At 69.7% G+C, this 20811-nt stretch carries 18 protein-coding genes and 1 pseudogene; 8 read left to right on the top strand and 11 right to left on the bottom strand.

From position 1 onward, the window contains the following. Positions 1 to 46: 46 nt before the first annotated feature. A pseudogene (locus tag SLUN_RS42150) lies at positions 47 to 525 on the top strand (zinc-binding dehydrogenase); the annotation flags it as partial. A gap of 34 nt (positions 526 to 559) precedes the next feature. On the opposite strand, the gene SLUN_RS35630 reads toward SLUN_RS42150, so the two are convergent. Continuing rightward, entirely contained in the window at positions 560 to 1432 is an 873-nt protein-coding gene (locus SLUN_RS35630) for a universal stress protein (RefSeq protein WP_108154024.1), read from the bottom strand. A gap of 330 nt (positions 1433 to 1762) precedes the next feature. Between SLUN_RS35630 and SLUN_RS35625 the strand changes: the two genes are divergently transcribed. Beyond that, complete coding sequence (locus tag SLUN_RS35625; RefSeq protein WP_108154023.1) at positions 1763 to 2635, top strand: universal stress protein; 873 nt, start codon at positions 1763 to 1765, stop codon at positions 2633 to 2635. Positions 2636 to 2817: 182 nt separating this feature from the next. Here SLUN_RS35625 and SLUN_RS35620 read toward each other — a convergent pair whose 3' ends face one another. Then, positions 2818 to 3549 (bottom strand): response regulator, encoded by a 732-nt coding sequence (locus SLUN_RS35620; RefSeq protein ID WP_108154022.1) that lies wholly within the window; start codon positions 3547 to 3549, stop codon positions 2818 to 2820. Between the two features lie 402 nt (positions 3550 to 3951). On the opposite strand from SLUN_RS35620, the gene SLUN_RS35615 reads away from it, so the two are divergent. Continuing rightward, on the top strand, positions 3952 to 4272 hold the full coding sequence (locus tag SLUN_RS35615; protein WP_108154021.1) for an STAS domain-containing protein: 321 nt from the start codon (positions 3952 to 3954) through the stop codon (positions 4270 to 4272). A 161-nt stretch (positions 4273 to 4433) separates the two neighbouring features. Next, the gene (locus tag SLUN_RS35610) at positions 4434 to 4895 is read left to right on the top strand and encodes a pyridoxamine 5'-phosphate oxidase family protein (RefSeq protein ID WP_108155121.1); all 462 of its coding nucleotides are present in this window, start codon (positions 4434 to 4436) and stop codon (positions 4893 to 4895) included. A gap of 51 nt (positions 4896 to 4946) precedes the next feature. Here SLUN_RS35610 and SLUN_RS35605 read toward each other — a convergent pair whose 3' ends face one another. The 5 genes from SLUN_RS35605 to SLUN_RS35585 all read right to left on the bottom strand — a co-directional run bounded on the left by SLUN_RS35605 (position 4947) and on the right by SLUN_RS35585 (position 12003). Beyond that, on the bottom strand, positions 4947 to 6644 hold the full coding sequence (locus tag SLUN_RS35605) for a GAF domain-containing sensor histidine kinase (protein ID WP_442759044.1): 1698 nt from the start codon (positions 6642 to 6644) through the stop codon (positions 4947 to 4949). Between the two features lie 95 nt (positions 6645 to 6739). Further along, positions 6740 to 9403: a bifunctional acetaldehyde-CoA/alcohol dehydrogenase gene (adhE, locus tag SLUN_RS35600; protein WP_108154019.1), complete on the bottom strand. Its 2664-nt coding sequence runs from the start codon at positions 9401 to 9403 to the stop codon at positions 6740 to 6742. A 170-nt stretch (positions 9404 to 9573) separates the two neighbouring features. Then, complete coding sequence (locus tag SLUN_RS35595) at positions 9574 to 10131, bottom strand: Rv1733c family protein (protein ID WP_108154018.1); 558 nt, start codon at positions 10129 to 10131, stop codon at positions 9574 to 9576. Positions 10132 to 10168: 37 nt separating this feature from the next. Then, the gene (gene gap, locus SLUN_RS35590) at positions 10169 to 11197 is read right to left on the bottom strand and encodes a type I glyceraldehyde-3-phosphate dehydrogenase (RefSeq protein WP_108154017.1); all 1029 of its coding nucleotides are present in this window, start codon (positions 11195 to 11197) and stop codon (positions 10169 to 10171) included. A 173-nt stretch (positions 11198 to 11370) separates the two neighbouring features. After that, positions 11371 to 12003, bottom strand: coding sequence for a DoxX family membrane protein (locus SLUN_RS35585; RefSeq protein WP_108154016.1), 633 nt, complete (start codon positions 12001 to 12003; stop codon positions 11371 to 11373). A 311-nt stretch (positions 12004 to 12314) separates the two neighbouring features. On the opposite strand from SLUN_RS35585, the gene SLUN_RS35580 reads away from it, so the two are divergent. The 4 genes from SLUN_RS35580 (at position 12315) to SLUN_RS35565 (ending at position 15373) form a co-directional block, all read left to right on the top strand. Continuing rightward, positions 12315 to 12509 carry a hypothetical protein gene (locus SLUN_RS35580; RefSeq protein WP_108155120.1) on the top strand — a complete coding sequence of 65 codons (195 nt, stop codon included), beginning with the start codon at positions 12315 to 12317 and terminating at the stop codon, positions 12507 to 12509. After that, on the top strand, positions 12500 to 13123 hold the full coding sequence (locus tag SLUN_RS40215; RefSeq protein ID WP_257153955.1) for a CBS domain-containing protein: 624 nt from the start codon (positions 12500 to 12502) through the stop codon (positions 13121 to 13123). The genes SLUN_RS35580 and SLUN_RS40215 overlap by 10 nt, the downstream gene beginning before the upstream one ends. A gap of 256 nt (positions 13124 to 13379) precedes the next feature. After that, positions 13380 to 14177, top strand: a complete 798-nt coding sequence (locus SLUN_RS35570; protein WP_108154014.1) for a ribosome hibernation promotion factor — start codon at positions 13380 to 13382, stop codon at positions 14175 to 14177. 245 nt (positions 14178 to 14422) lie between these two features. Then, a complete protein-coding gene (locus SLUN_RS35565; protein ID WP_108154013.1) occupies positions 14423 to 15373 on the top strand; it encodes a universal stress protein in 951 nt (316 codons plus the stop codon). 471 nt (positions 15374 to 15844) lie between these two features. Here the strand turns inward: SLUN_RS35565 and SLUN_RS35560 are convergent, their stop codons facing one another. The 4 genes from SLUN_RS35560 to SLUN_RS35545 all read right to left on the bottom strand — a co-directional run bounded on the left by SLUN_RS35560 (position 15845) and on the right by SLUN_RS35545 (position 20664). Next, positions 15845 to 17362: a YfcC family protein gene (locus tag SLUN_RS35560; protein WP_108155119.1), complete on the bottom strand. Its 1518-nt coding sequence runs from the start codon at positions 17360 to 17362 to the stop codon at positions 15845 to 15847. Positions 17363 to 17382: 20 nt separating this feature from the next. Next, positions 17383 to 18336 (bottom strand): carbamate kinase, encoded by a 954-nt coding sequence (locus tag SLUN_RS35555; RefSeq protein ID WP_108154012.1) that lies wholly within the window; start codon positions 18334 to 18336, stop codon positions 17383 to 17385. Between the two features lie 35 nt (positions 18337 to 18371). Continuing rightward, entirely contained in the window at positions 18372 to 19373 is a 1002-nt protein-coding gene (gene argF, locus SLUN_RS35550) for an ornithine carbamoyltransferase (RefSeq protein WP_108154011.1), read from the bottom strand. 67 nt (positions 19374 to 19440) lie between these two features. Further along, entirely contained in the window at positions 19441 to 20664 is a 1224-nt protein-coding gene (locus SLUN_RS35545) for an arginine deiminase (protein ID WP_108154010.1), read from the bottom strand. Between the last annotated feature and the right edge of the window lie 147 nt (positions 20665 to 20811).

Here is a 20811-nt window from a genome sequence, read left to right as displayed (position 1 = left end):
CGCGACGATACAGCAGCGACCTGTTCGCCGGGACTGGCGGCCTGCACTCCCCACCGCCTACGAGGTCGGGGTGGCGCAACGGACACGTGAGCCCAGGAGATACCGTCGTCGTGGTGGGTGCAGGTCCCGTAGGACTTGCCGCGGTCATCACCGCGCGGATCCACTCGCCTCGCAGGATCATCGCGGTGGACCTGTCTTCTTCCCGGCTGGAGGCCGCCGCCCGCCTGGGTGCTGATGCCGCCGAACTGCCTGGGCGGCTGATCGCCGACTTGTCCGAGAGCCCTCCCTGGAGCCGACGTGGTCATCGAGGCCGCAGGCGATCCGGACAGCTTCGTCCTGTGCACGCGCGTGGTGCGCCCGGGAGGGCACATCGCCAACATCGGCATGCACGGCAAGCCGGCCACGCTGCATCTTGAGGCTCTGTGGCGCAAGACCGTGACGATCAGCACCGGCCAGGTCGACACCTCCTCCACACCCTGGCTGCTCGACCTGGTGACATCCGGCCGCCCAGATGTCTCCCAGCTCGGCCGGGACGGCTTCCCGCCCCGGCGGCGGTGCGTCAGTCGTGCGGTACGACCGCGACGGGGGCTACGCAGTGGTGCAGAACCCCATGGGTGACGGCACCGATGTGGGTGCCGATCCGTGCGCGGCGGTTCCGGCGTCCCACCACGACCAGCCGGGCGTCGCGGGATGCCTCGGCCAGATCCTGCGCCGCCCGTCCCTGGTTGCACTGCCGGAAGACGGGTACGGCGGGGTACTTCTCCGTCCAGGGCGCGAGTGCGTCGTCGAGCGCCTGCTGTCGCTCCTGCCCGATGTCGGCCAGCAACGTCGGCAGGACGCCCGCCATGTCGGGCCCGTACACAGCAGGCATCTGCCAGCTGTGCAGCACGTGCAGACGGCAGCCGTATCGTTCGGCAGCGGTGAAGGCGAACTCGATCATCTCGTCGCTCGGCGAATACACATCCAGGCCGAGAACGACGTCACCGGCCGACCGGGGTTTCCCAGGCGCCGGGACGTTGTGAGCACGTACGAGGACGGCCGGACGCTGCAGACGGGCGAGCACCGCCAGGGAGACGGACCCGGCAAGGAAGCCGGCCAGTCCACCCAGGCCGCGCGAGCCCAGCACCAGCAGCTCCGATGCGTCCCCGGCGGCGCACAGAGCGTCGACTGGGTAACCCGGGACCCACGCGGTCACCACGCTCAGTCCGGAGTGGCGGCGCCGCAGGCGCCGCTCCGTGATCCGCAGGGTCCGCTCCCCCCATCCACGTGCTGTCGCCGGATCGACCCACCGTGTGCGGCGTTCTTCGTCCTTGCTCCACACGTGCAGAAGCTTCAGCGGAATCCCGCGCCGTAGCGCCTCCTCGGCCGCCCAGTTCGCGGCGGCGAGGCTCTCTCGGGATCCGTCGATGCCGACGGTGACAGTGCGGGACATGGCTGGCTCCTGGAGGAATGAGGGACGGGCCGACGTCTCCCACAGTGTTCGACCCGTGCCGCCCTGCGCAGGGGCCACAGGTCCCTGCCCGGGGACGGTGGACCCGAGGCTGCGCACGCAGTCCACGAAGAGCCGCCTCCGCCCCGACCGGGTCGTCAGCGGGGTCTGTCCGGGTCGGCCGACGGTGTCAGGCGGGACATCCCGGCCGAACGGGTCCGCGTGTCGGGCCCGTTCGGCCCTCGTCGAACGGCTCGCGGGTCCGTGAAGATCGAAGGACAGAGGGGCGGCCGAAGCGGCCGTGCCCGCCCGACCCCGTACGGAGGCCATCGCATGACTCGCCCTGTCACTGTAGGAGTGGACGGATCCCCGGAGAGCCTGGCCGCGGCCGACTGGGCAGCCCATGAAGCCACGCTCCGCGGCCTGCCCCTGCGCGTCGTGCACGCCTGGCTCTGGCAGCCCCTGGACGTACCGATCGTCCAGGAGAGGGAAGTGCAGGTCCACTCCGCCAACGCCGTGCTTCGAGAGGCCGAGACACGCGTGGCCGACCAGTATCCGGACCTGTCGGTCACAGCCGAAGTGGTGCCGAATACGGCAGTTTCCACGCTGCTCACCGAGGCCGACCGGGCCGGCATGCTGGTCATCGGATCACGCGGGCACGGGGCCATCGCCGGATTCCTGCTCGGCTCATACGGTCAGCAGGTGATCGCGAGCGCAACGCGCCCGGTGGTGTCGGTCCGGGCCCGCAACGGGCAGGCGCATGAGCCGGAAGGCGGCGAGGTCGTCGTGGGCCAGCAGGGTGAGGCCGAGGACAGTGACGCCGTGCTGGAGTTCGCCTTCGAGGCGGCTGCCGCACGAGGCGCGACCGTGCGAGCGGTGCGGGCCTGGAGTCTGCCGCCCATCTTTGCCTACAGCCCGGGTTCGATGCGCCTCGCCGACGAGGCGGGAGGGCTGGAACCGTTCGAGAGGAAAACGCTGGAGCAGGCGCTCGCTCCCTGGCGGGAGAAGTTCCCCGCCGTGCCGGTGATCCCGCACGTGGAAATCGGAAGCGCGGGGCAGGTGTTGCTGTCGGCCGCCACCCGGGCCCAGTTGCTCGTGCTGGGCCGCCGGGTACGCCGCTCCCCCGTCGGTACCCGCATCGGGTCGGTGGCCTATGCCGCTCTGCACCATGCCCACTGCCCCGTCGCAGTAGTGCCGCACGCCTGAGAACCGATCGGTCCACGCCAGGAGGGAGGCTCCCGGGATCAGGTCCTGCGATACGGCCCCAAGCCTGGTCCATGCCGGCCGGCCCTCTCGTCCGACGGCTGACACCCCGGTTCCGAGAGGAACCGGGGTGTCAACTTCTTGCGGGACGCGGCTCGGGACCTTCAGTTCCGGTGCGCGGCGCCTCAGTTCCGTGAGCGGGCCTCACGCGCCGGGGAGGCTGGGCCTGCCTGGCCCTCGCCCGCAGCCAGGGCCTGGGTGGCGATGACGGCTGCCTGCACCCGGCGCTCGACTCCCAGCTTGGCGAGCAGCCGGGAGATGTTGTTCTTGACCGTCTTCTCCGCCAAGTAGAGCCGCTTGCCGATCTCCCGGTTGGTCAGCCCTTCACCCACGAGCGCCAGGATCTCCCGCTCCCGGTCGGTCAGCGCGGGCAGCCCTCGCTGTTGCTCGTTCTGCGGGGTTTCGCCTCGCAGACGTGCCATCACACGGGCCGTGGCGCCGGGATCCAGCATGGACTGGCCGGAGGCCACGGTCCGGACAGCGTGGACGAGGTCGGTTCCGGTGATCTGCTTGAGTACATAGCCGGACGCCCCGGCCATGATGGCGTCCAGCAGCGCCTCCTCGTCGTCGAACGAGGTGAGCATCAGGCAGGCCAGATCGGGCATCCGGGAGCGCAGCTCGCGGCATACGCTCACGCCGTCACCGTCCGGGAGACGCACGTCCAGTACGGCGACCTGGGGGCGCAGCGCGGGCACCCGCACCAGCGCCTGTTCGGCGGTGGCCGCTTCGCCGACCACGGTCAGGTCGGGCTCGGCGTCCAGCAGGTCGTGCACACCCCGGCGCACCACCTCGTGGTCGTCCAGGAGGAACACCCTGACCGGGTCCTTCTCGATGGGGCCGCCACTGCTGTCCGTCATCACACACTCCGTATCGGCTGGGTTCGTCCGCCGGGGCGGACCCTCTGCATGGTGTCCTCGCACGGGTCGAACGACCAGGGCCGAACGGCCCTGATCCGCCCTACCCGGCAGAAGCTCCCCTGCGCTGCCTATGCCTACCGCTCCGTCACCCCATTCGGTGCCCAACACATCAGGAGCGTCTCCGGCTTCGGCACCATCCCCCCATCGTGCCAGGGGGCTCGCTCCGCAGGGAGCCGCTCCCCATGACCTCGCCGTCGCGGACCAAGAGGGACCAACGGCCCTGCGTGAGGGGCCTGGGGACCTGCCGGCTGCGGCCGGTCACCTGATGGACTTTCGGACATCGGCCGAGCCGGCGAGACCGGCGCCCCCTGACGACGCCCTGACGGAGAGGCCCCCCAACTCATGACTCCGATCACCCTGACCACGACAACACTGAACGACAGCACCCTGGCCGTCGCCCTGTCCGGCGAGCTCGACATAGCCACCGCCGGACGAATCGAGCAGGATCTGGCTCACTTGGCCGTCGGCACGGTACGCGAACTGCGCCTCGATCTGTCGGGCGTCACCTTCTGCGACAGCTCCGGAGCTGACCTGTTCGTACGGGTGCATCAACACTGCGCGGCGACGGGCGTGCGACTTCACCTCTGCGGTGTGCCGCGCCTTTGCGCGACGGTGTTTCGCGTGCTTGGCGTGGATGACACCGTCCCCTGCTCCTTTGCCTGACCACCGCTCACCAGTGGCGGGCCAGCACTGAGCGGCTGGGCAACCGGACCCCCCCCGGAAAGGTCCGTTCGGCCCTGTCGCCACAGCGGACCCTGGGGAACGCTGACTGTCACGGCAGCGAGCTGCTTCAAGGCACGAAGCAGGAGCAAAGGGTGGGCATGATGGACGACGAAGCCACGCAGCAGACGGGGAGAAGCCGCGTCACGGTGGCCCCCCGGCGTGTGACGCGACTGGACCGCGCCGAGGCTCTGCGGCTGCTCGGCAGCGTGTCGCTCGGACGCATCGTCTTCACCGAACGGGCTCTGCCGGCTGTCCGCCCGGTCAACCACCTCATGGACGGCGAGGACATCATCGTCCAGCTGCACGAAGGGGCGGCGCTCACTTCGATCGTGGCACCGGCCGACGAGACGGGTGTCGTCGTGGCCTACGAGGCCGACGTGATCGACCCCGAGACCCATCTCGGATGGAGCGTCGTCGTCACCGGCTACGCCCGCCGGGTCACGGATCCCGGGGACCTCGACCGCTACGCGGCAAGGCTCCGCCCGTGGGTGGTGCATCCCGCCATGAACGCCGCTCTGCGCATCCAGGCCGACCTGGTCACGGGTTCCAGGCTAACGGTCTGAGAACGTTGGCGGCTTCCCCGTGCGTCGGCCCGTCGCGGGACCTCCGTCCCTTCACGCCTCGCCGACGGCGGCGAGTGGAGCCCGCCATATGAGCTGGCTGCCGCCCTCGGCCGGAGTCCGGATGTCCAGCACGCCGCCCACGCTGCTCGCGCGTTCGCCGAGGTTCTGCAGTCCGCTGCGTCGGCCGTCGGCCGGGATGCCCTTTCCGTTGTCCGTCACGGTGAGAACGACCTCGTCCGCCGTGGCCTGCAGGGAGACCTCGACACGCGTCGCATGCGCGTGCCGGGCGGCGTTGCTCAGCGTTTCGCCGAGAGCTGCCATGACGTGGTCGGCCACCGCAGGGGGGACATCCGTGTCCAGCAGGCCCTCCATGCTCAGGCGCGGCGGGAATCCCAGCGCTGAACCGGCTTCGCCGACGGCGCGGGCGACGCGCGCACGCAGACTCGGCCCGGTTTCGTCCTCCCGGGCACGCAGGCCGAAGATCGTGGAACGGATGATCTTGATGGTTTCGTCGAGGTCCCCCACCGCGCGCTGCACACGCTCCGCGGCGCCGGCGTGCTCGACGAGCCGTGCGGCGCTCTGCAGAGTCATGCCGGTGGCGAACAGCCGCTGGATGGCCAGGTCGTGCAGGTCACGGGCGATACGGTCCCGGTCCTCCAGCAGCGCGAGCAGCTCGGCGTCACGCCGGCGCTCGGCCAGTTCCAGAGCCAGTGCGGCCTGTCCGGCGAAGGCCAGCAGCGGCTGCAGCTCCCCCTCGGTGAAGACCGGCTCGCCCTCCGCGCGTGCCAGCAGCAGAACGCCTCGGGTGTCCTTGGCCGCAGCGCCCAGGGGTACGGCCACAGCCGGCCCCAGACCATCGAAGCGCCGGGGTCCTGCGGTGAAGCGGGCATCGTCGGCCAGGCCCACCGTCGTCACCGGCGTACCGGTCTGGTAGGCGGCGCCCGACAGGGTGCCTTCGACCGGTACCACCAGGCCCCGGCGTGTGTCGTCGTCGGCACCCACGGCGAGCTCGACGACCAGGTCGTCGGTCCCGGCGACGGGCACGGACACATCCGCGACTCGCGCGCCGATGATCTCCCCGGCGCGGCGGGCGATCAGTTCCAGGACCTCCAGCCGGGGCTTGCCGGAGAGCAGTCCGTTGGTGATCTCTGCGTTCGCCTGCAGCCACCGCCGCTGGCGCTGCGACGCCTCGTACAGCCGGGCGTTGTCGATGGCCACACCTGCGGCCACGGAGAGCGTGGAGATCACCGCCTCGTCCTCGGCGTCGAAGTCCTGGCCACCCCGCTTGTCGGTCAGATAGAGGTTGCCGAACACCTCGTCGCGCACCCGGATCGGCACACCGAGGAACGTCCGCATCGGCGGGTGGTGGGCGGGGAAGCCGTAAGACACCGAGTGGGCGCCGAGATCGGTGAGGTGCAGCGGCTCGGGGTTGCGGATCAGCTCACCGAGCAGCCCGTGCCCAGCCGGCAGCGGCCCGATCCTGGCGATCTCCTCCTCCGTCAGCCCGACGGTCAGGAACTGCGACAGCGTCCGTCCGTCCGGCCCGATCACGCCCAGCGCCGCGTACTGCGCGTCGACCAGCTGAGCGGCGGCCTCGGCGATGCGCCGCAGCACCTGGGGAAGGTCGAGCTCGCGGCCCACCGAGACCACGACTTCCAGAAGGCTGTGCACCCGGTCGCGCGTACCGCGAGCCGCGTTGATGCGCGCCTGCAGCTCTTCGAGCAGCTCATCGAGCCGCATCTGAGGCATACGTGACAACGACTCCTCGACGCTCACGCGCCTCTCCTCCGCTTTCACCCACTGGACGCGGACAGCCTATCGGTCCGTAAGGGTGAAAACGGCGGCTAGGCGGAAGGCATGAGGTGCGGGTCGGCGTAAAATGCCGCGCGCATGATGTCCTCCATGTCATCGAGCATCGGCATACGGGGGTTGGCCGGTGCGCACTGGTCCTCGTAGGCGTTGAGGGCCTGCTGAGGCAGGGCAGCCATGAATGCCGCTTCGTCGATGCCCAGGGCGCGGAACGATGGCTCGATACCGACCGCGTCACGCAGCCGTTCCACCGCCGCGGCGTAGGAGGCCACGCCCTCGGCCGGGGTGGCGGCCGGCAGTCCCAGAGCGCGGGCGATGTCCTGGAACCGCTCGGGCGCCCGGTAGCTCTCGTACTTGGGCCAGCCCGTCAGCTTGGACGGGACCGTGCCGTTGTAGCGGATGACGTGCGGCAGCAGGATCGCGTTGGTGCGTCCGTGCGCGATGTGGAAGGTGGCGCCCAGCGTGTGGGACATCGCGTGGACGATGCCGAGGAACGCGTTGCCGAAGGCCATGCCGGCGATGGTGCCGGAGTTGTGCATCTTCTCGCGCGCCTTGCGCTGCCGGGTGCCGCCGGTGACGGACGCTTCGAGGTTCTCGAAGATCAGCTTGATGGCGTGCAGAGCCAGGCCGTCGGTGAAGTCGTTGGCGTAGACAGACACATAGGCCTCGGTGGCGTGGGTGAGGGCATCGAAGCCGCTGTCGGCGGCGAGCGAGGCGGGCAGATCGGCGGTGAGCACCGGGTCGACGATGGCGACGCTGGGGGTGAGGGCGTAGTCGGCGAGGGGGTACTTCTTGCCGGTGGCCGGATCGGAGATGACGGCGAAGGGGGTGACCTCGGCGCCTGTGCCCGACGTCGTGGGGATGCAGACCAGGCGGGCTCGCTCGCCCAGGACCGGGAAGCGGAAGGCGCGCTTGCGGATGTCGGAGAACTTCTGCCGCATGTCGGAGAAGTCGACGTCGGGCTGCTCGTACAGCAGCCACATGACCTTCGCCGCGTCCATGGGGGAGCCTCCGCCGAGGGCGATGATGGTGTCGGGCCGGAAGTCACGCATCAGCGCCGCCCCTCGCTGTACCGAGTCGATGCTCGGCTCGGGCTCGACGTCGTCGATGATCTGGATGGTCACCGGCCCCTGCCGCTGTTGCAGGACACGGCTGACGCGGTCGACGTAGCCGAGCCGGGTCATGGTGGCGTCGGTGACGACTGTGACCCGGTGCACGTCGGGCATCGAGGCCAGGTAGCGGATGGCCTGCGGCTCGAAGTAGATCTTCGGGGGCACCTTGAACCACTGCAGGTTGTTCTGCCGGGTCGTGACCCGCTTGATGTTGAGCAGTTGGGCCGCCGAGACGTTGTCGGACACGGACGTGCTGCCCCAGGAGCCGCAGCCCAGGGTCAGGGACGGCAGGAGGCGGTTGTAGATCCCGCCGATCGCGCCCTGGGAGGACGGGGAGTTCACGATGATGCGCACGGTCTTCATCCGCCGCCCGTAGCTTTCGGCCAGGGCCGGGTCACCGGTGTGGATGACGGCGCTGTGGCCCTGGCCGTGGAAGGCGACCATGCCGGCAGCGAGGTCGAAGCCCTCCTGGGTGGATCCGGCGCGCAGCACGGTCAGGACAGGGCAGAGCTTCTCGCGGGTCAGCGGCTCGTCCGGCCCGACGTGGCCGGCCTCCGCGAGGATGAGCGAGGTGTCCGCAGGCACCGTGAAGCCGGCCCGCTCGGCGATCCACACCGGGCTCTGACCGACGGCCGCCGGGTTCACCTTCGGCTCACCGCCCGCCGGGCCGGCTGGGAAGAGGTAAGCCTCCAGCTTCCGCTTCTCGTCGGCCGTCGCCAGGTGTGCGTGCAGTCGGCGGAACTCCGCGAGCGCGTCGTCGTAGATGTCGGCGTCGAGGATGACCGCCTGTTCAGACGCACAGATCATGCCGTTGTCGAAGGACTTCGACAGGACGAGGTCGTTGACCGCGCGCCGCAGATCCGCGCTGCGGTGCACATACGCGGGTACGTTGCCGGCGCCGACGCCGACTGCGGGTTTGCCGGCCGAGTAGGCGGCCTTGACCAACGTGTTACCGCCGGTCGCCAGGATCAGCGCAACGCCGGGGTGGCGCATGAGAAGGCCGGTGGCCTCGATCGACGGAGTCTCGATCCACTGGACGCAGTGTTCGGGGGCGCCCGCGTCGACGGCAGCGTCCCGGACGATCCGGGCGGCCTCGGCACTGCACTGCTGGGCGGAGGGGTGGAAGGCGAACACGACGGGATTGCGTGTCTTCAGGGCCAGCAGGGCCTTGAAGATAGTGGTGGACGTGGGGTTGGTGACAGGAGTGACCGCGCACACGACCCCGACGGGCTCTGCGATCTCGATCACGCCCTCGATGTCGTCGCGGGCGATGACCCCGACCGTCTTGGTACCGGCCATGCTGTGAGTGACGTGCTCGCAGGCGAACATGTTCTTGGCCGCCTTGTCCTCGAAGACTCCACGGCCGGTTTCCTCCACCGCCAGCCGCGCCAGGCCCGTGTGCTGGTCCAAGGCCGCCACCGACGCCTTGGCGACGATGTGGTCGACCTGCTCCTGGGTGAGGGACTCGAAGCCGGCAAGTGCCTTCGAGGCGTTGTCCACCAGCAGGTTCACGGCGATGGCCGTGTCGGACGGGACGTCCTCGGGACTGGTTCGCGGTGCGGTGTTCACCTGGTTCAGGCGAGTCATGGAAGGCTCCCTCGTCGCTGTGCACGGGCCCGGGTCGGCCGCCGTCGCGGGGGCCGGCCAGGTGACCACCCGTTCGCCGGGGGTCACCTACAGCCTTATGCCGCGCCGGTCGGTGACGGAGGTCCCAAAGGTCCCGGGCCCGGGCCCGATGGGCTCCAACTCCTGCCCGGTCAGGCGTTTCTGCGATCCCATCGCGGGCCGACTCGGGTCCACTCGCACGCCCACAACTCGCTGCGGCGTCTGTCCAACTGCCACCCCACGATCCGGCGGCCCGCCAACGCCAGAAGGCAGATGAACGCAGCAATCGCGACACCCGCCAGTACCGCGTCTATCCGTGCGGCTGCCGCACTGACCGGCGCGGCGGTCACCGCCCCGTGCCTGTCGGTCCAGACGTCGACCCGTGCACCGCGCCTCGGTTGGCCGGTGACCGGCACCCGTCCGATGCGCGCCGTGCCGTCGGGGGCCGCCCAGCGCGCGACGGCGCCGGCGCGTGTGGCCCCCGCGGCGGCGGGCGCGGCGTCCTCCTCCAGCGTCGCGGCGGTGACATGCCGCTCGTGGCGCTCGTGCGCCCTGGCGTCTCGGACCGCTTCGCACGCCACCGCGCCGACGAGAGGAGCGGCGACGAACGTGACGGATGCCAGGCCCAGGATGATCCAGCCTTCCACGACATACGAGCGCCGACGCAGGGGATTGCACCTCCACCGCCACAGCCGTACCTTCCTGCCCATCGTCGCGCCCCTTCCTTTCACCGTCTGCGAGTCCGCGTCACCGGTCGCCGAGGCGGACGGCGACGTACTCCGTGAGGTCGAGGAGACGATTGGTGTAGCCCCATTCGTTGTCGTACCACCCGAAGACCTTGACGAGGTCGCCATGAGCCTGCGTCAGCGGGGCGTCGACGATGCAGGAAGCGGGATCGCCGACGATGTCGCGCGAGACGATCGGTGCGTCGCTGACGCGCAGAATGCCCTTGAGCTCTCCCTGGGCGGCCTCCCTGAACGCGGTGTTGACCTCGTCGGCTGTGACGGGGCGGTCCAGCACGAGGCTCAGATCGGTCAGGGAGCCGTCCTCGACCGGTACACGCACCGCGATGCCGTCCAGGGTGCCCGCGAGGCCGGGGAGTACGAGGCCAACGGCGCGGGCGGCGCCGGTGCTGGTCGGGATGATGTTCACTGCGGCCGTGCGGGCCCGGCGCAGGTCCTTGTGGGGGCCGTCGAGAACGGCCTGGTCGTTGGTGTAGCCGTGGATCGTGGTCATGAGGCCCTTGACGATCCCGAACCGCTCGCTGAGCACCTTCACCATCGGCGCCACGCAGTTGGTGGTGCATGAGGCGTTGGAGATGACGTGGTCGGACTCCGGGACGTACGTGTCCTCGTTGACCCCCATCACGATGGTGGCGTCGACTCCCTTGCCCGGCACGGACAGCAGCACCTTGCGCGCCCCGGCGTTCAGGTGCAGGCCGGCGGCCTCCCTGGTGCGAAAGCGCCCCGTGGACTCGATGACCACGTCGACGCCCAGTGCGTCCCACTTCAGATCGGCGGGGTCGCGTTCGGAGGTGACCGCGATGCGGTGTCCGTCGACCGAGATCGAGTCCGAGTCGTGCTCGACGGTGCGGTGCAGCCGTCCGTATGTCGAGTCGTACTTCAGGAGGTGTGCGAGTGTCTCCGGGGAGGCGAGGTCATTGACCGCCACCACCTCCACCGGGATGCCGTTGCCTTCTTCCGCGCGCTCCATGACGCAGCGCAGATAGTTGCGGCCGATGCGGCCGAAACCGTTGATGCCGATGCGTACGGTCATGTCCTTCGTCCTTCCGATGAGTGCTGTGGTGTTGTGTTCCGAACAGCCTGGGTTCGGGGCCCGCGTGGCGGGCGGGGGCCGACAGGGATGCGGCACCGGGCCGTTCGGCCCTCGTCGTCCCCGTCGATCCGGGGCCGCACCAGGCTGCGGCGGCCCCGGGTCTCCGGCTGTCGTCACAGGAGCCAGCGGTTACGGCGGACGAGGGGCTGGCGCTCCCAGATGGTGCCCAGGCCCCAGGTGCGGCCGGCTCCGATCACCGCGAGCGTGACGAGGACGGCCGCGTACAGGACGTGATAGTCCACCAGAGGGTTCGTCGACATGCTGGGGCTGCCGTCCGACAGGTGCCTGGCGAGAGGCCACTCGGCAGCCCACATGAGCGCCATCATCACGGTGCCCGCTGCTGCTGCGACGCGCAGGGCGATGCCGCTCGCCAGGGCGACACCGATGCCGAGCAGGCCCAGCATGAAGGTCCAATCCGCCCAGGCGGCACCGGCCCAGGAGTGGAACGTCTCCTCCATCGGTCCGGCGGCGACATGGCTCAGGAAGCCCTTGGTGGGTGACCCGCCGTCGATCCATCCCTTGCCCGCGGGCGTCGCGTATCCCCAGCCGAACGTCTTGTCACCGAAGGCCCACAGGAAGGTGAACGCGGTCAGCAGGCGGGTCATGGCCGCGGTGCGCGCGACGGTCAGGGGCAGGGTGAGTTCACGGACGGCGGTGCCTGCTTGAGTGCCGGACGCTGTGGCCGAGGCGGCTTTGCGCCTCATGATGAAGCGCATCCCCGGCTGACGGTGCTGGTGCAGAGTCATGGCGTAGGACCTTTCTTCATGGACACGCCGTGTGCGCGCCCTTGGCCAATGTCCCTGCGCGGGCGGCGCGGGCCATGGGGGCGAACGGACCACTCGGCGCCGCCAACAGTCCCTCGGGACCGGGCTGTTCATATCCGCTCCAGGGAACAGCGGCGGGAGGCAAAGCCGGTGCAGTTCGCCCTTGTCGCCGACGAGGGCCGTATGGCGCGCACAGGGGTCAACAGGCCCCTGGGAGCCCCCCGGAGTCCTCGGAACAGTGAAGGCGGCACGGGGCACGGAGCCTCGTGGACGACAGACAAAGGGGGCATGCCATGGCGGGGTTGCTTGCCATCGGCGCCATCACTTCGATCGGTTTCGGCGCCATTCTCACCTTCGCCGTGGACTGGCAATGGCGCAGCGCAGACCGGCCGCTCGTCGGACTGATCATGATGGCCGTCGGGGCCATCGCGCTCGCCGCCGCCACGAGCGTGGACCGCCAGGAACGCGGGACGGGGAAATCACCCTGAGCCTGCCCGACGGCGCGGACCACCCACGGCGGACATCGCCGAACGCTCCTCACGAGCCATGTACCCGGGTCCACGCCTCGCCGCGTCACGGGCTCCGGCGTCTCTCGCGCAGATGGTGGCGTCGGGCCGCCAAGGCCGAACCCAAAGCACACGCTCGCACGGCAAGCGCGCTGCTGACCGCTCCCGCCGTCACCGTGCTGGTGGACGCCACGATTTCCGAAGCGGCGAGGATCATGGTGGAACACGGCGTCGAGCGGCTTCCCGTCGTGGACGAACGGGAGCGTCTGGTGGGCCTCGTGGCACGGCGCGAGCTGCTGCAGACGTTCTTGCAACCCGATGAGGCCATCCGCCGGGCGATCGTCAAGGACGTGATCGAGGACAGTCTCTGGCTCGCTCCGCAGGCGATCGATGTGTCCGTCACCAACGGTGTGGTCACTCTGTCCGGCGAGTTGGAGCGGCGGAGCGAGAAGGCGGTCGCCTTGCGGATGACCGAGTGGGTCAACGGCGTGGTGGCGGTCATCGACGAGCTGACCTACACCTTCGACGACCGTGACGTACCCACGGTGAATCCGGCGGCTGCGGGCGCGGGTGAGAGCTGGACCCGTCGGCTCTAGGCAGAGTCCGGCACATGGTCACCAATCGCCCGCCCGCCTTGCGACCTGCAGTTCCGTCGCCCGTGAGAGCGGTGAAGACCACGCCAAGAGGCGTGCGAGTGGCCCGCGTTGTGGGGCCGAAGGTCCCTCGCGACGAGCCGAACAGCCCGCGAGACGCGGGCGCCCGGGTACCGGTGGGACCTGAGCGGGGGCCGGACGGCTCTGCCCTCGGACGGCGGGCCGAAGAGAGGCTGGGAGCGACCAAGGAGGAGTTTCCATGAGCCGTCTCAAGACCAGTCCGATCGTCGATGTCCTGGTGAACAGCCGGGGTCCGGTACCCGGGGGCGCATCCGAGTACGCCCAGGAGAAGTTGCTCGCGGCGATCGCACACGTGAGTTCGCCGGTCCTGGCCGTTCGGGCGCAGCTCACCCAGGCGGCCAATCCGTCGGCAAGTCGTCCGGCCACCGCACAGGCCGTGGTGGACCTGAACGGGCGCCCGGTGCGCGCTCACGTTGCCGCGGACACGATGCTGGAGGCGGTCGACCTCCTGCAGGACCGGCTGGCCGCACGACTGGCCCGTACCCGGCGGCACATTGGCCAGGAGCACCGCGGCGGCCAGGCCGCCGAGGGGACGTCGCGGGAGAACCGCCGTCACGGGCACTACCCCGACCGGCAGCAGCCGCCGGCCGAGGAACGTCGCATCGTGCGGCACAAGTCGTTCAGTCTGGGCCGGCAGACGCCCGAGGACGCCGTCATCGACCTGGAGTCCATGAGCTACGACTTCTGGTTGTTCACCGACATGACGTCGGGACGTGACAGCGTCGTCTACCGCGACGGCCGTACCTGTGGGTATCGCGTGGCTTCAGTCGGTGCGGAGGGCCAGGCGCACGAAGCCGGGCCCGTGGTGAACGTGAGTTCGGCTCCGGTACCCGAGTGCAGCGTCGACGATGCCGTGCGGCGTATGCGTCTCACCGGGCTTGTGTTCGTCTTCTTCGCCGATGCGGCTAGCGGCCGGGGATGCGTGCTCTACCACCGGTACGACGGCCAATACGGGCTGATCACTCCCGCCCGGTAGAGCCACCGCGACACAGCAGACACACCGCAGCGCCGCCCTCCGTAGCCGTGCTCCCGAACCGCCGTCGGCGTGAGGCGGGCCGGCTGCCAGAGGGCGCGGCCGCGGCCACCGCGCGGTTCGCCGCCTCCCCTGACGTGGCCGCCCCCGGCCGTCCAGAACGTCCCGGCCACGGGAGAGGCGAAAGGCCTACGCGGCCCCTACCCGTGGCATTCCATCCCCTACCTCACAACTCCTCGGAGGAGACCATGACACGTCCCGTCATCACCGCGGTGGACGGCTCGGCCGAATCACGCGCCGCCGCCGAATGGGCCGCGCGCGAGGCCCGGATGCGCGCGTTGCCGCTGCACATCCTGAACGTCTCACAGCCCACAGCGCGGCCCCGTCCCGCTGCCCCACAGAGGGGCGCAGTCACCGCGCCGGGCGGGGCGACCCTCACGAAGCAGCGGGAGCGCCTCCCGAACGAATGGACCGACCGGCTGCGGGAGCGACACGCCGACCTGGTCATCAGCGTGGAGCAGGTCAGCGGTCGGCCCATGCAGGTCCTGCTGTCGGCGGCGCGAACGGCCGCGGTCCTGGTGCTCGGCTCGCCGGCGCCGAGCCCATCGGAGACACCGGACACACTGGACACACCGACCGGCTTCTTCTCGGCATCGGTGACGACAGGCGTCGTCGCGCACGCGGAGCGGCCGGTCGTTCTCGTACGGACCGGGGAGAAGGCCGAGGACGAATGGCTGCCCGTGCCAGGCAGCGGACCCCGCCTGTACGAGGAGTACTGCGACGTGGTGCTGGGACTCGACCTGTCGCGGCCGTGCGACACGCTGATCGAGTACGCCTTCGCAGCCGCCGCTTCAAGGGGAGCGGCCCTGCGAATCGTCCACGGGTGGAGTCAGCCGCCCGTCTTCGGCGCCGGCGCCGCGGCCGTCGACCCGAGCCACAGCATCCCGCCGCATTCCGCGTCACGGTTGCTCGACGACGTGCTGCGGTCGTGGCGCCGCGACTTCCCCGGCATCGAGGTGAAGCAGCAGTGCGTCGTGGGCCATGCCCAGGACCACCTCGTCGATGCCTCGAAGGACGCCTCCTTGCTGGTCGTCGGACGCCGCATACGCCGCTCGGCGATCGGCATACACATCGGACCCGTCACACGAGCGGTGCTGCAAGGCGCCACCTCCCCCGTGGCGGTCGTCCCGCACAACTGACCGTTCCCACCGCGTTCTCCCCAGCGCACCGCGGAGGCAGTCGTCTCCCGTCACTCCCCACAGAGGCAGGGTCTTCGGCCCGGAAGCACCGTCACGGCGCTTCCGGGCCTTGTGCGTTGGGCATCGGCCGGTACGCGCGTACGTGTCCGGATACCGAGGCCTGTGCTGTCCGCGCACTCGGCATGCACATCCGCCGCCGCACAGCACGCATGCGGCGCCGCCCGGAGGGCGGAACGGCATGGGGTCGGTCCGTGGAGAGGCGCGGCGGCGGATACGCGCAGGGGAGGATGACGGAGCCGGGTATGCGGGACGGGACGAACGTCCAAGTCCCATGCCCCCCGCAAGTTGGCAGAGCACCGTCTGTATCGAAGTGGCAGCCTGAGAAGCCGCACGTGCCGGGGCATACGTCCGTGGCCGACGACCGAAGGGTTCGGTCGCCGGCCACGGCTACAGCCGTCTCTCACTCACACGTCAGCCCAGCATCGCCCCGAGCGCCAGGAAGCCGGCGATCACCACCAGGAGTGCTCCCATCAGCGGAGCCATGAACCGCAGGTACCGGTCGTAGCGGACCTTGGCCAGCGCCAGGCCGCCCATGACGACCGCGGAGGTCGGGGTGATCAGGTTCACCCAGCCCGAGGCCGACTGGTAGGCGGTGACCACGAGGGCGCGGCTGACTCCCGCGAAGTCGGCCAGCGGCGCGAGGATCGGCATGGCCAGGGCCGCGTGCCCCGACGAGGAGGGCACGAAGAAGGCAAGCGGGATGTTGACGACGAACATCAGGATGCCGAAGACGCCGGAGGACGCACCGGAGACCACGCTGTGCAGGCCGTCGAGGATGGTGTCGGTCACGGCGGCGTTGTTCATGATGACGGTGACGCCGCGTGCCAGCATGACGATCATCGCCGCGCCGATGAAGTCCCCGGCCCCGCCGGTGATCGCGGTCGCCGTGCCCTTCTCCCCCAGGCCGCCGATCAGGCCGACGGCGATCGCCGCGACGATGAACAGGGCTGCGAGTTCGGGGAAGTACCAGCCCAGCGTGGGCAGGAAGGTGATGTGGAGGTCGGCCCAGGGAATCACGGCGAAGATCATGAAGAGGAAGGTGCCCGCGAAGGTCCAGAGCACGGTGCGCTGACGGCCGGTGAGCTGCGCCGCCTCCTGGACGTCGCTCTTGAGGAGTTGGTCCTCCTCCGTGGCGGGAACGAGTGACCGGGCGGGGTCCGCGAGGATCCTCCGGGCGTAGCGCACCACATAGGCTGCCGCCAGTGCGGTCAGGCAGACCCACATCGCCAGCCGCAGGACGATCCCGTCGCCGGTACCGATGCCCGCGCTGTCGGAGGCGACGCCGGTGGCGAAGGGGTTGACCGTGGACGCGAGCGTACCGACGCCGGCGCCGACCATGATGACCGTCGCGGCGACCATGCGGTCGTATCCCAGTGTGAGCATGAGGGGGATCATCAGTCCGTAGAAGCCGAGGGTTTCCTCCGCCATGCCGTAGGTGGTGCCGCCCAGGGAGAAGACGGTCAGGAGTACCACGAGGAGCAGTGTCCTGTGGCCCCGCAGTCGGTGGGCGAGACGGGCGACGCCGAGGGTGAGTGCGCCCGTGCGCATGGTGACGGTGATGAAGGCGCCGACCGCCAGGATGAAGAGGAACACCCCGGCCGCTCCGGCGAAGTCGCCGCTGCCGCCGGGTGCGGTGAGTGCGCTCTCGGGGTCGGTGACTCCGTACAGGCCGTTGACGGGTGCGAGGAACAGGTCCTTGAGCCGGTCCCAGAAGCCGGTCGTCAGCTCCACCGAGTGGTAAGTGCCCGGGATCGGGCTGCCGTCCTTGGTGTCGTACCGGCCGGCGGGTATGACGAAGGTCAGGGCCCACACCGCGACGGTCACCGCTATGAGGACGGTGAAGGCCGAGGGGAAGGTGAAGCGGCGCTTGTCGGCCGGGCCGTGCTGCGGGTCGGTGTCCTGCCCCGCGGGCTCCGGTGCTGGGGACATGCTGTTGGCGGTGCTGGTGGTCATCTCGGGTCCTGGGGTGCGTGGGGGCCGCCGTCACTGTGGCGGCCGCTGGGTGTGACGACGGTGCCGGTGGCGCCGTCGAGGATGGCCTGCGCGTCGTCGAGGGCGCCGATGGCTGCCATGCCGCCGGTCAGTTCCACGAAGCGGCAGACGGCGTCGACCTTGGGGCCCATCGAGCCGGCGGGGAAGTGGTGCGCCCGCAGCCGGGCCGGAGTCGTGCGGCCGATGGGTTGCGCTTCGGGGGTGCCGTGGCCGAGTTCGACGTGGGACACGTCGGTGAGCAGCAGGAGCGCGTCGGCGTCGAGTGCCTCGGCCAGCAGGGCGGCGGTGAGGTCCTTGTCGACCACGGCCTCCACGCCGGTGAGTTGTCCCTGCTCGTCCCGGATGACGGGTACGCCACCGCCTCCGGCGCACACGGCCACGGCACCGGAGTTCAGCAGCAGGCGGATCAGGCGCGTCTCCACGACGCGCTGCGGGCGAGGTGAGGGCACGACCCGGCGCCAGTGGGTGCCGTCCTGTCGAACCGTCCAGCCGCGCTCGGCGGCCATCCGCTCGGCCTCGGCTCGTTCGTAGACGGGGCCGACGAACTTTTCGGGGTCGGCAAAGGCAGGGTCGGCGGCGGAGACGAGGGTCTGGTTGAGCAGGGCGCAGACCTGGCGGTCCGGCAGGGCGTTCTGCAGGGACTGCAGCAGCCAGTAGCCGATCATGCCCTGGGTCTCCGCCCCGAGGACGTCGAAGGGGTACGGGCGGGTCAGGGCGGGGTCGGCGGCGCTCTGCAGGGCGAGAACCCCGACCTGAGGACCGTTGCCATGGGTGATCACCAGCTCGTGCCGGTGTGCGAGAGGGGCCAGGGCGGCCACCGCCGCCTGGATGTTGGCCAGTTGTACGGCGGCGTCCGGCCGGTCCTGGCGGCGGAGCAGGGCGTTGCCGCCCAGTGCGACGACGACACGCATGGGGTGCCTTTCCTAGGGGTGCGGACGGAGGGGTGTCAGTCGGCGAGGGTGGCCACCAGGACGGCCTTGATGGTGTGCAGCCGGTTCTCCGCCTGGTCGAAGACGATGGAGTGGGCGGATTCGAAGACCTCGTCCGTGACTTCCATCGCGGTCATGCCGGTCCGTGCGGCGATCTTCGCGCCTACGGTGGTGTCGCTGTCGTGGAAGGCCGGCAGGCAGTGCAGGAACTTCACCTGCGGGTTCCCGGTGGCCTTGAGCACGTCCATGGTCACCTGGTACGGCCTGAGCAGGGCAATCCGCTCGTCCCACATCTCCGGGGGCTCCCCCATGGACAGCCACACATCGGTGTACACGAAGTCGACGCCCGTCACGCCCTCGGCTATGTCCTCGGTCACGGTGATCCTCGCCCCGGTGGAAGCTGCTGCCCTGCGGGCTTCGGCCACCACCTCGGGGGCGCTGTGCAGGGAGCGGGGGCCGACCATGCGCACGTCCATGCCGAGCATCGCGGCACTGATCAGGAGGGAGTTGGCGACGTTGTTCCTGGCATCGCCGAGGTAGGCGAACGACACCTGGGTCAGCGGCTTGTCGGTGTGCTCCCACATGGTCAGCACGTCCGCGAGCGACTGTGTGGGGTGCCACTGGTCCGTCAGCCCGTTCCACACCGGGACGCCGGCGTACTGGGCCAGTTCCTCCACCAGTCGCTGATCGCTGCCGCGGTACTCGATGCCGTCGTAGTAGCGCCCCAGGACCCTGGCGGTGTCCTTGATGGACTCCTTGTGGCCGAGCTGCGAGCTGGAGGGCTCCAGGTAGGTCACATGGGCGCCCTCCTGGTGTGCGGCCACTTCGAACGCGCAGCGCGTGCGCGTGGAAGTCTTCTCGAAGATGACCGCGATGTTCTTGCCACGCAGGCGCGGTTCTTCGGTGCCCGCGTAACGGGCGCCCTTCAGCTGGGCGGACAGCTCGAGTAGGTGGCGGAACTCATCCGGGGTGAGGTCGAGTTCCTTGAGGAAGGGACGGTGACGCAGTTCGACGGCCATGGCGGCTCGGCTCCTTGATTATTCGACGAGTGAGGGTTCTTGCAGCAGAAGGGCAGTTGACGGCGTGTCAGGCTGCTTCGCGCTCGATCGGGCAGCTCATGCATCGCGGGCCGCCGCGGCCCCTGCCGAGTTCGCTGCCGCGGATGGTGATGACCTCGATGCCGTTCTTGCGCATATGGGTGTTGGTGGTGACGTTGCGCTCGTACGCCACGACGACACCGGGCTCCACGGCCAGTACGTTGCAGCCGTCGTCCCACTGCTCCCGTTCTGCGGAGCGGACGTCCTGGCTGGGCGTGAGTACCTGGATGGAATCGAGGCCAAGGGCGTCGGCGATGGCCTGGTCCATGTCCTCGGGCTCGTGATCGGTGATCTTCAGTCCCTGGCCTCCGGGGCCGGGTTCGATCGTGGAGGACGGCAGCATGCCCAGCCCCGCGTAACGAGTGAACGTGTCGCCACTGAGCATGGTCATCACCGTGTCCAGGTGCATGAAGCTACGGCTCTTGGGCAGGTCAAGCGCCACCACACGGCGCGCGGAGCCCGCGGCGAACATGCGCAGGGCCAGGCTCTCCACGGCCTGCGGGGTTGTGCGTTCACTCATCCCTATGAGCGCCGCGCCGTTGCCGATGACCAGGACGTCGCCGCCCTCGATGGTGGACGGATAGGCCGCCTCCCCGCCCGTCCACCGCTGGAACTCCCCCTTCTCGAAGAGGGGATGGTGCCGGTAGATCGCCTCGAAGTGGACGGTCTCGCGGCGCCGCGCCCGCTTTTTCATCGGGTTCACGCTCACGCCGTCGTACACCCAGCACGAGGTGTCCCGCGTGAACAGATGGTTGGGCAGCGGAGCCAGTACGAAATCGTCGGGTGCCATGGCGTGCAGCCGTACGCTCGGCACCGGGCTCATGCGCCCGAGCAACTCCCTCTTCGTGACACCGCCGATGAGGCACTTGGCCAGTTCGGCCGGCTCCAGGGAGTCGAAGAGCGCGCGCATTTTGTCGGTCGCGAGCGGGCCGAACTCGCGCTCGTCGAAGACGCGGTCCTGGACGAGGGTGCGGGCGGCGGGCATGGCCAGGGTCTCGGTGAGCAGGTCGGAGAAGAGATGAACACGGACTCCGCGGTCGCGCAGGGTGTCGGCGAAGGCGTCGTGCTCCTCCCGGGCTCGTTTGACCCAGAGAACGTCGTCGAAGAGCAACGCGTCCTTGTTCGTCGGGGTCAGGCGCTTCAGCTCCAGGTCGGGCCGGTGCAGGATGACCTGCTTGAGCAGGCCGGTCTCGGAGTCGACGTGAAAGGACATGTTTCCTCGGCACAGTGGGAGAAGGGAGTTGTGCTCAAGGCGCGACGTGGAGTTCTCGCCGGAGAGTGCTGCCTCCGCCGGCCACGGCGCCTCGGCCATGACTTGACCCTGTCACCCGGGCGGTGCGGAATCGGGTGGCAACAGTCC

Origin of the sequence: Streptomyces lunaelactis (assembly GCF_003054555.1) — a bacterium.
Lineage (GTDB): Bacteria > Actinomycetota > Actinomycetes > Streptomycetales > Streptomycetaceae > Streptomyces > Streptomyces lunaelactis.
Note: the sequence above shows the minus strand (reverse complement) of the source record. Positions and strands in the feature narration are given on the sequence as shown.

Bases quoted from the DNA above. Each gene is read 5' to 3' on its own strand.
- SLUN_RS35610 (WP_108155121.1), top strand. From the start codon at position 4,434: ATGGACGACGAAGCCACGCAGCAGACGGGGAGAAGCCGCGTCACGGTG.
- SLUN_RS35595 (WP_108154018.1), bottom strand. From the start codon at position 10,131: ATGGGCAGGAAGGTACGGCTGTGGCGGTGGAGGTGCAATCCCCTGCGT.
- SLUN_RS35555 (WP_108154012.1), bottom strand. From the start codon at position 18,336: ATGCGTGTCGTCGTCGCACTGGGCGGCAACGCCCTGCTCCGCCGCCAG.
- SLUN_RS35625 (WP_108154023.1), top strand. From the start codon at position 1,763: ATGACTCGCCCTGTCACTGTAGGAGTGGACGGATCCCCGGAGAGCCTG.
- adhE (WP_108154019.1), bottom strand. From the start codon at position 9,403: ATGACTCGCCTGAACCAGGTGAACACCGCACCGCGAACCAGTCCCGAG.
- SLUN_RS35585 (WP_108154016.1), bottom strand. From the start codon at position 12,003: ATGACTCTGCACCAGCACCGTCAGCCGGGGATGCGCTTCATCATGAGG.
- SLUN_RS35605 (WP_442759044.1), bottom strand. From the start codon at position 6,644: ATGCCTCAGATGCGGCTCGATGAGCTGCTCGAAGAGCTGCAGGCGCGC.
- SLUN_RS35545 (WP_108154010.1), bottom strand. From the start codon at position 20,664: ATGTCCTTTCACGTCGACTCCGAGACCGGCCTGCTCAAGCAGGTCATC.
- SLUN_RS35630 (WP_108154024.1), bottom strand. From the start codon at position 1,432: ATGTCCCGCACTGTCACCGTCGGCATCGACGGATCCCGAGAGAGCCTC.
- SLUN_RS35560 (WP_108155119.1), bottom strand. From the start codon at position 17,362: ATGTCCCCAGCACCGGAGCCCGCGGGGCAGGACACCGACCCGCAGCAC.
- SLUN_RS35570 (WP_108154014.1), top strand. From the start codon at position 13,380: ATGAGCCGTCTCAAGACCAGTCCGATCGTCGATGTCCTGGTGAACAGC.
- SLUN_RS35620 (WP_108154022.1), bottom strand. From the start codon at position 3,549: ATGACGGACAGCAGTGGCGGCCCCATCGAGAAGGACCCGGTCAGGGTG.
- SLUN_RS35565 (WP_108154013.1), top strand. From the start codon at position 14,423: ATGACACGTCCCGTCATCACCGCGGTGGACGGCTCGGCCGAATCACGC.
- SLUN_RS35580 (WP_108155120.1), top strand. From the start codon at position 12,315: ATGGCGGGGTTGCTTGCCATCGGCGCCATCACTTCGATCGGTTTCGGC.
- argF (WP_108154011.1), bottom strand. From the start codon at position 19,373: ATGGCCGTCGAACTGCGTCACCGTCCCTTCCTCAAGGAACTCGACCTC.
- SLUN_RS35615 (WP_108154021.1), top strand. From the start codon at position 3,952: ATGACTCCGATCACCCTGACCACGACAACACTGAACGACAGCACCCTG.
- gap (WP_108154017.1), bottom strand. From the start codon at position 11,197: ATGACCGTACGCATCGGCATCAACGGTTTCGGCCGCATCGGCCGCAAC.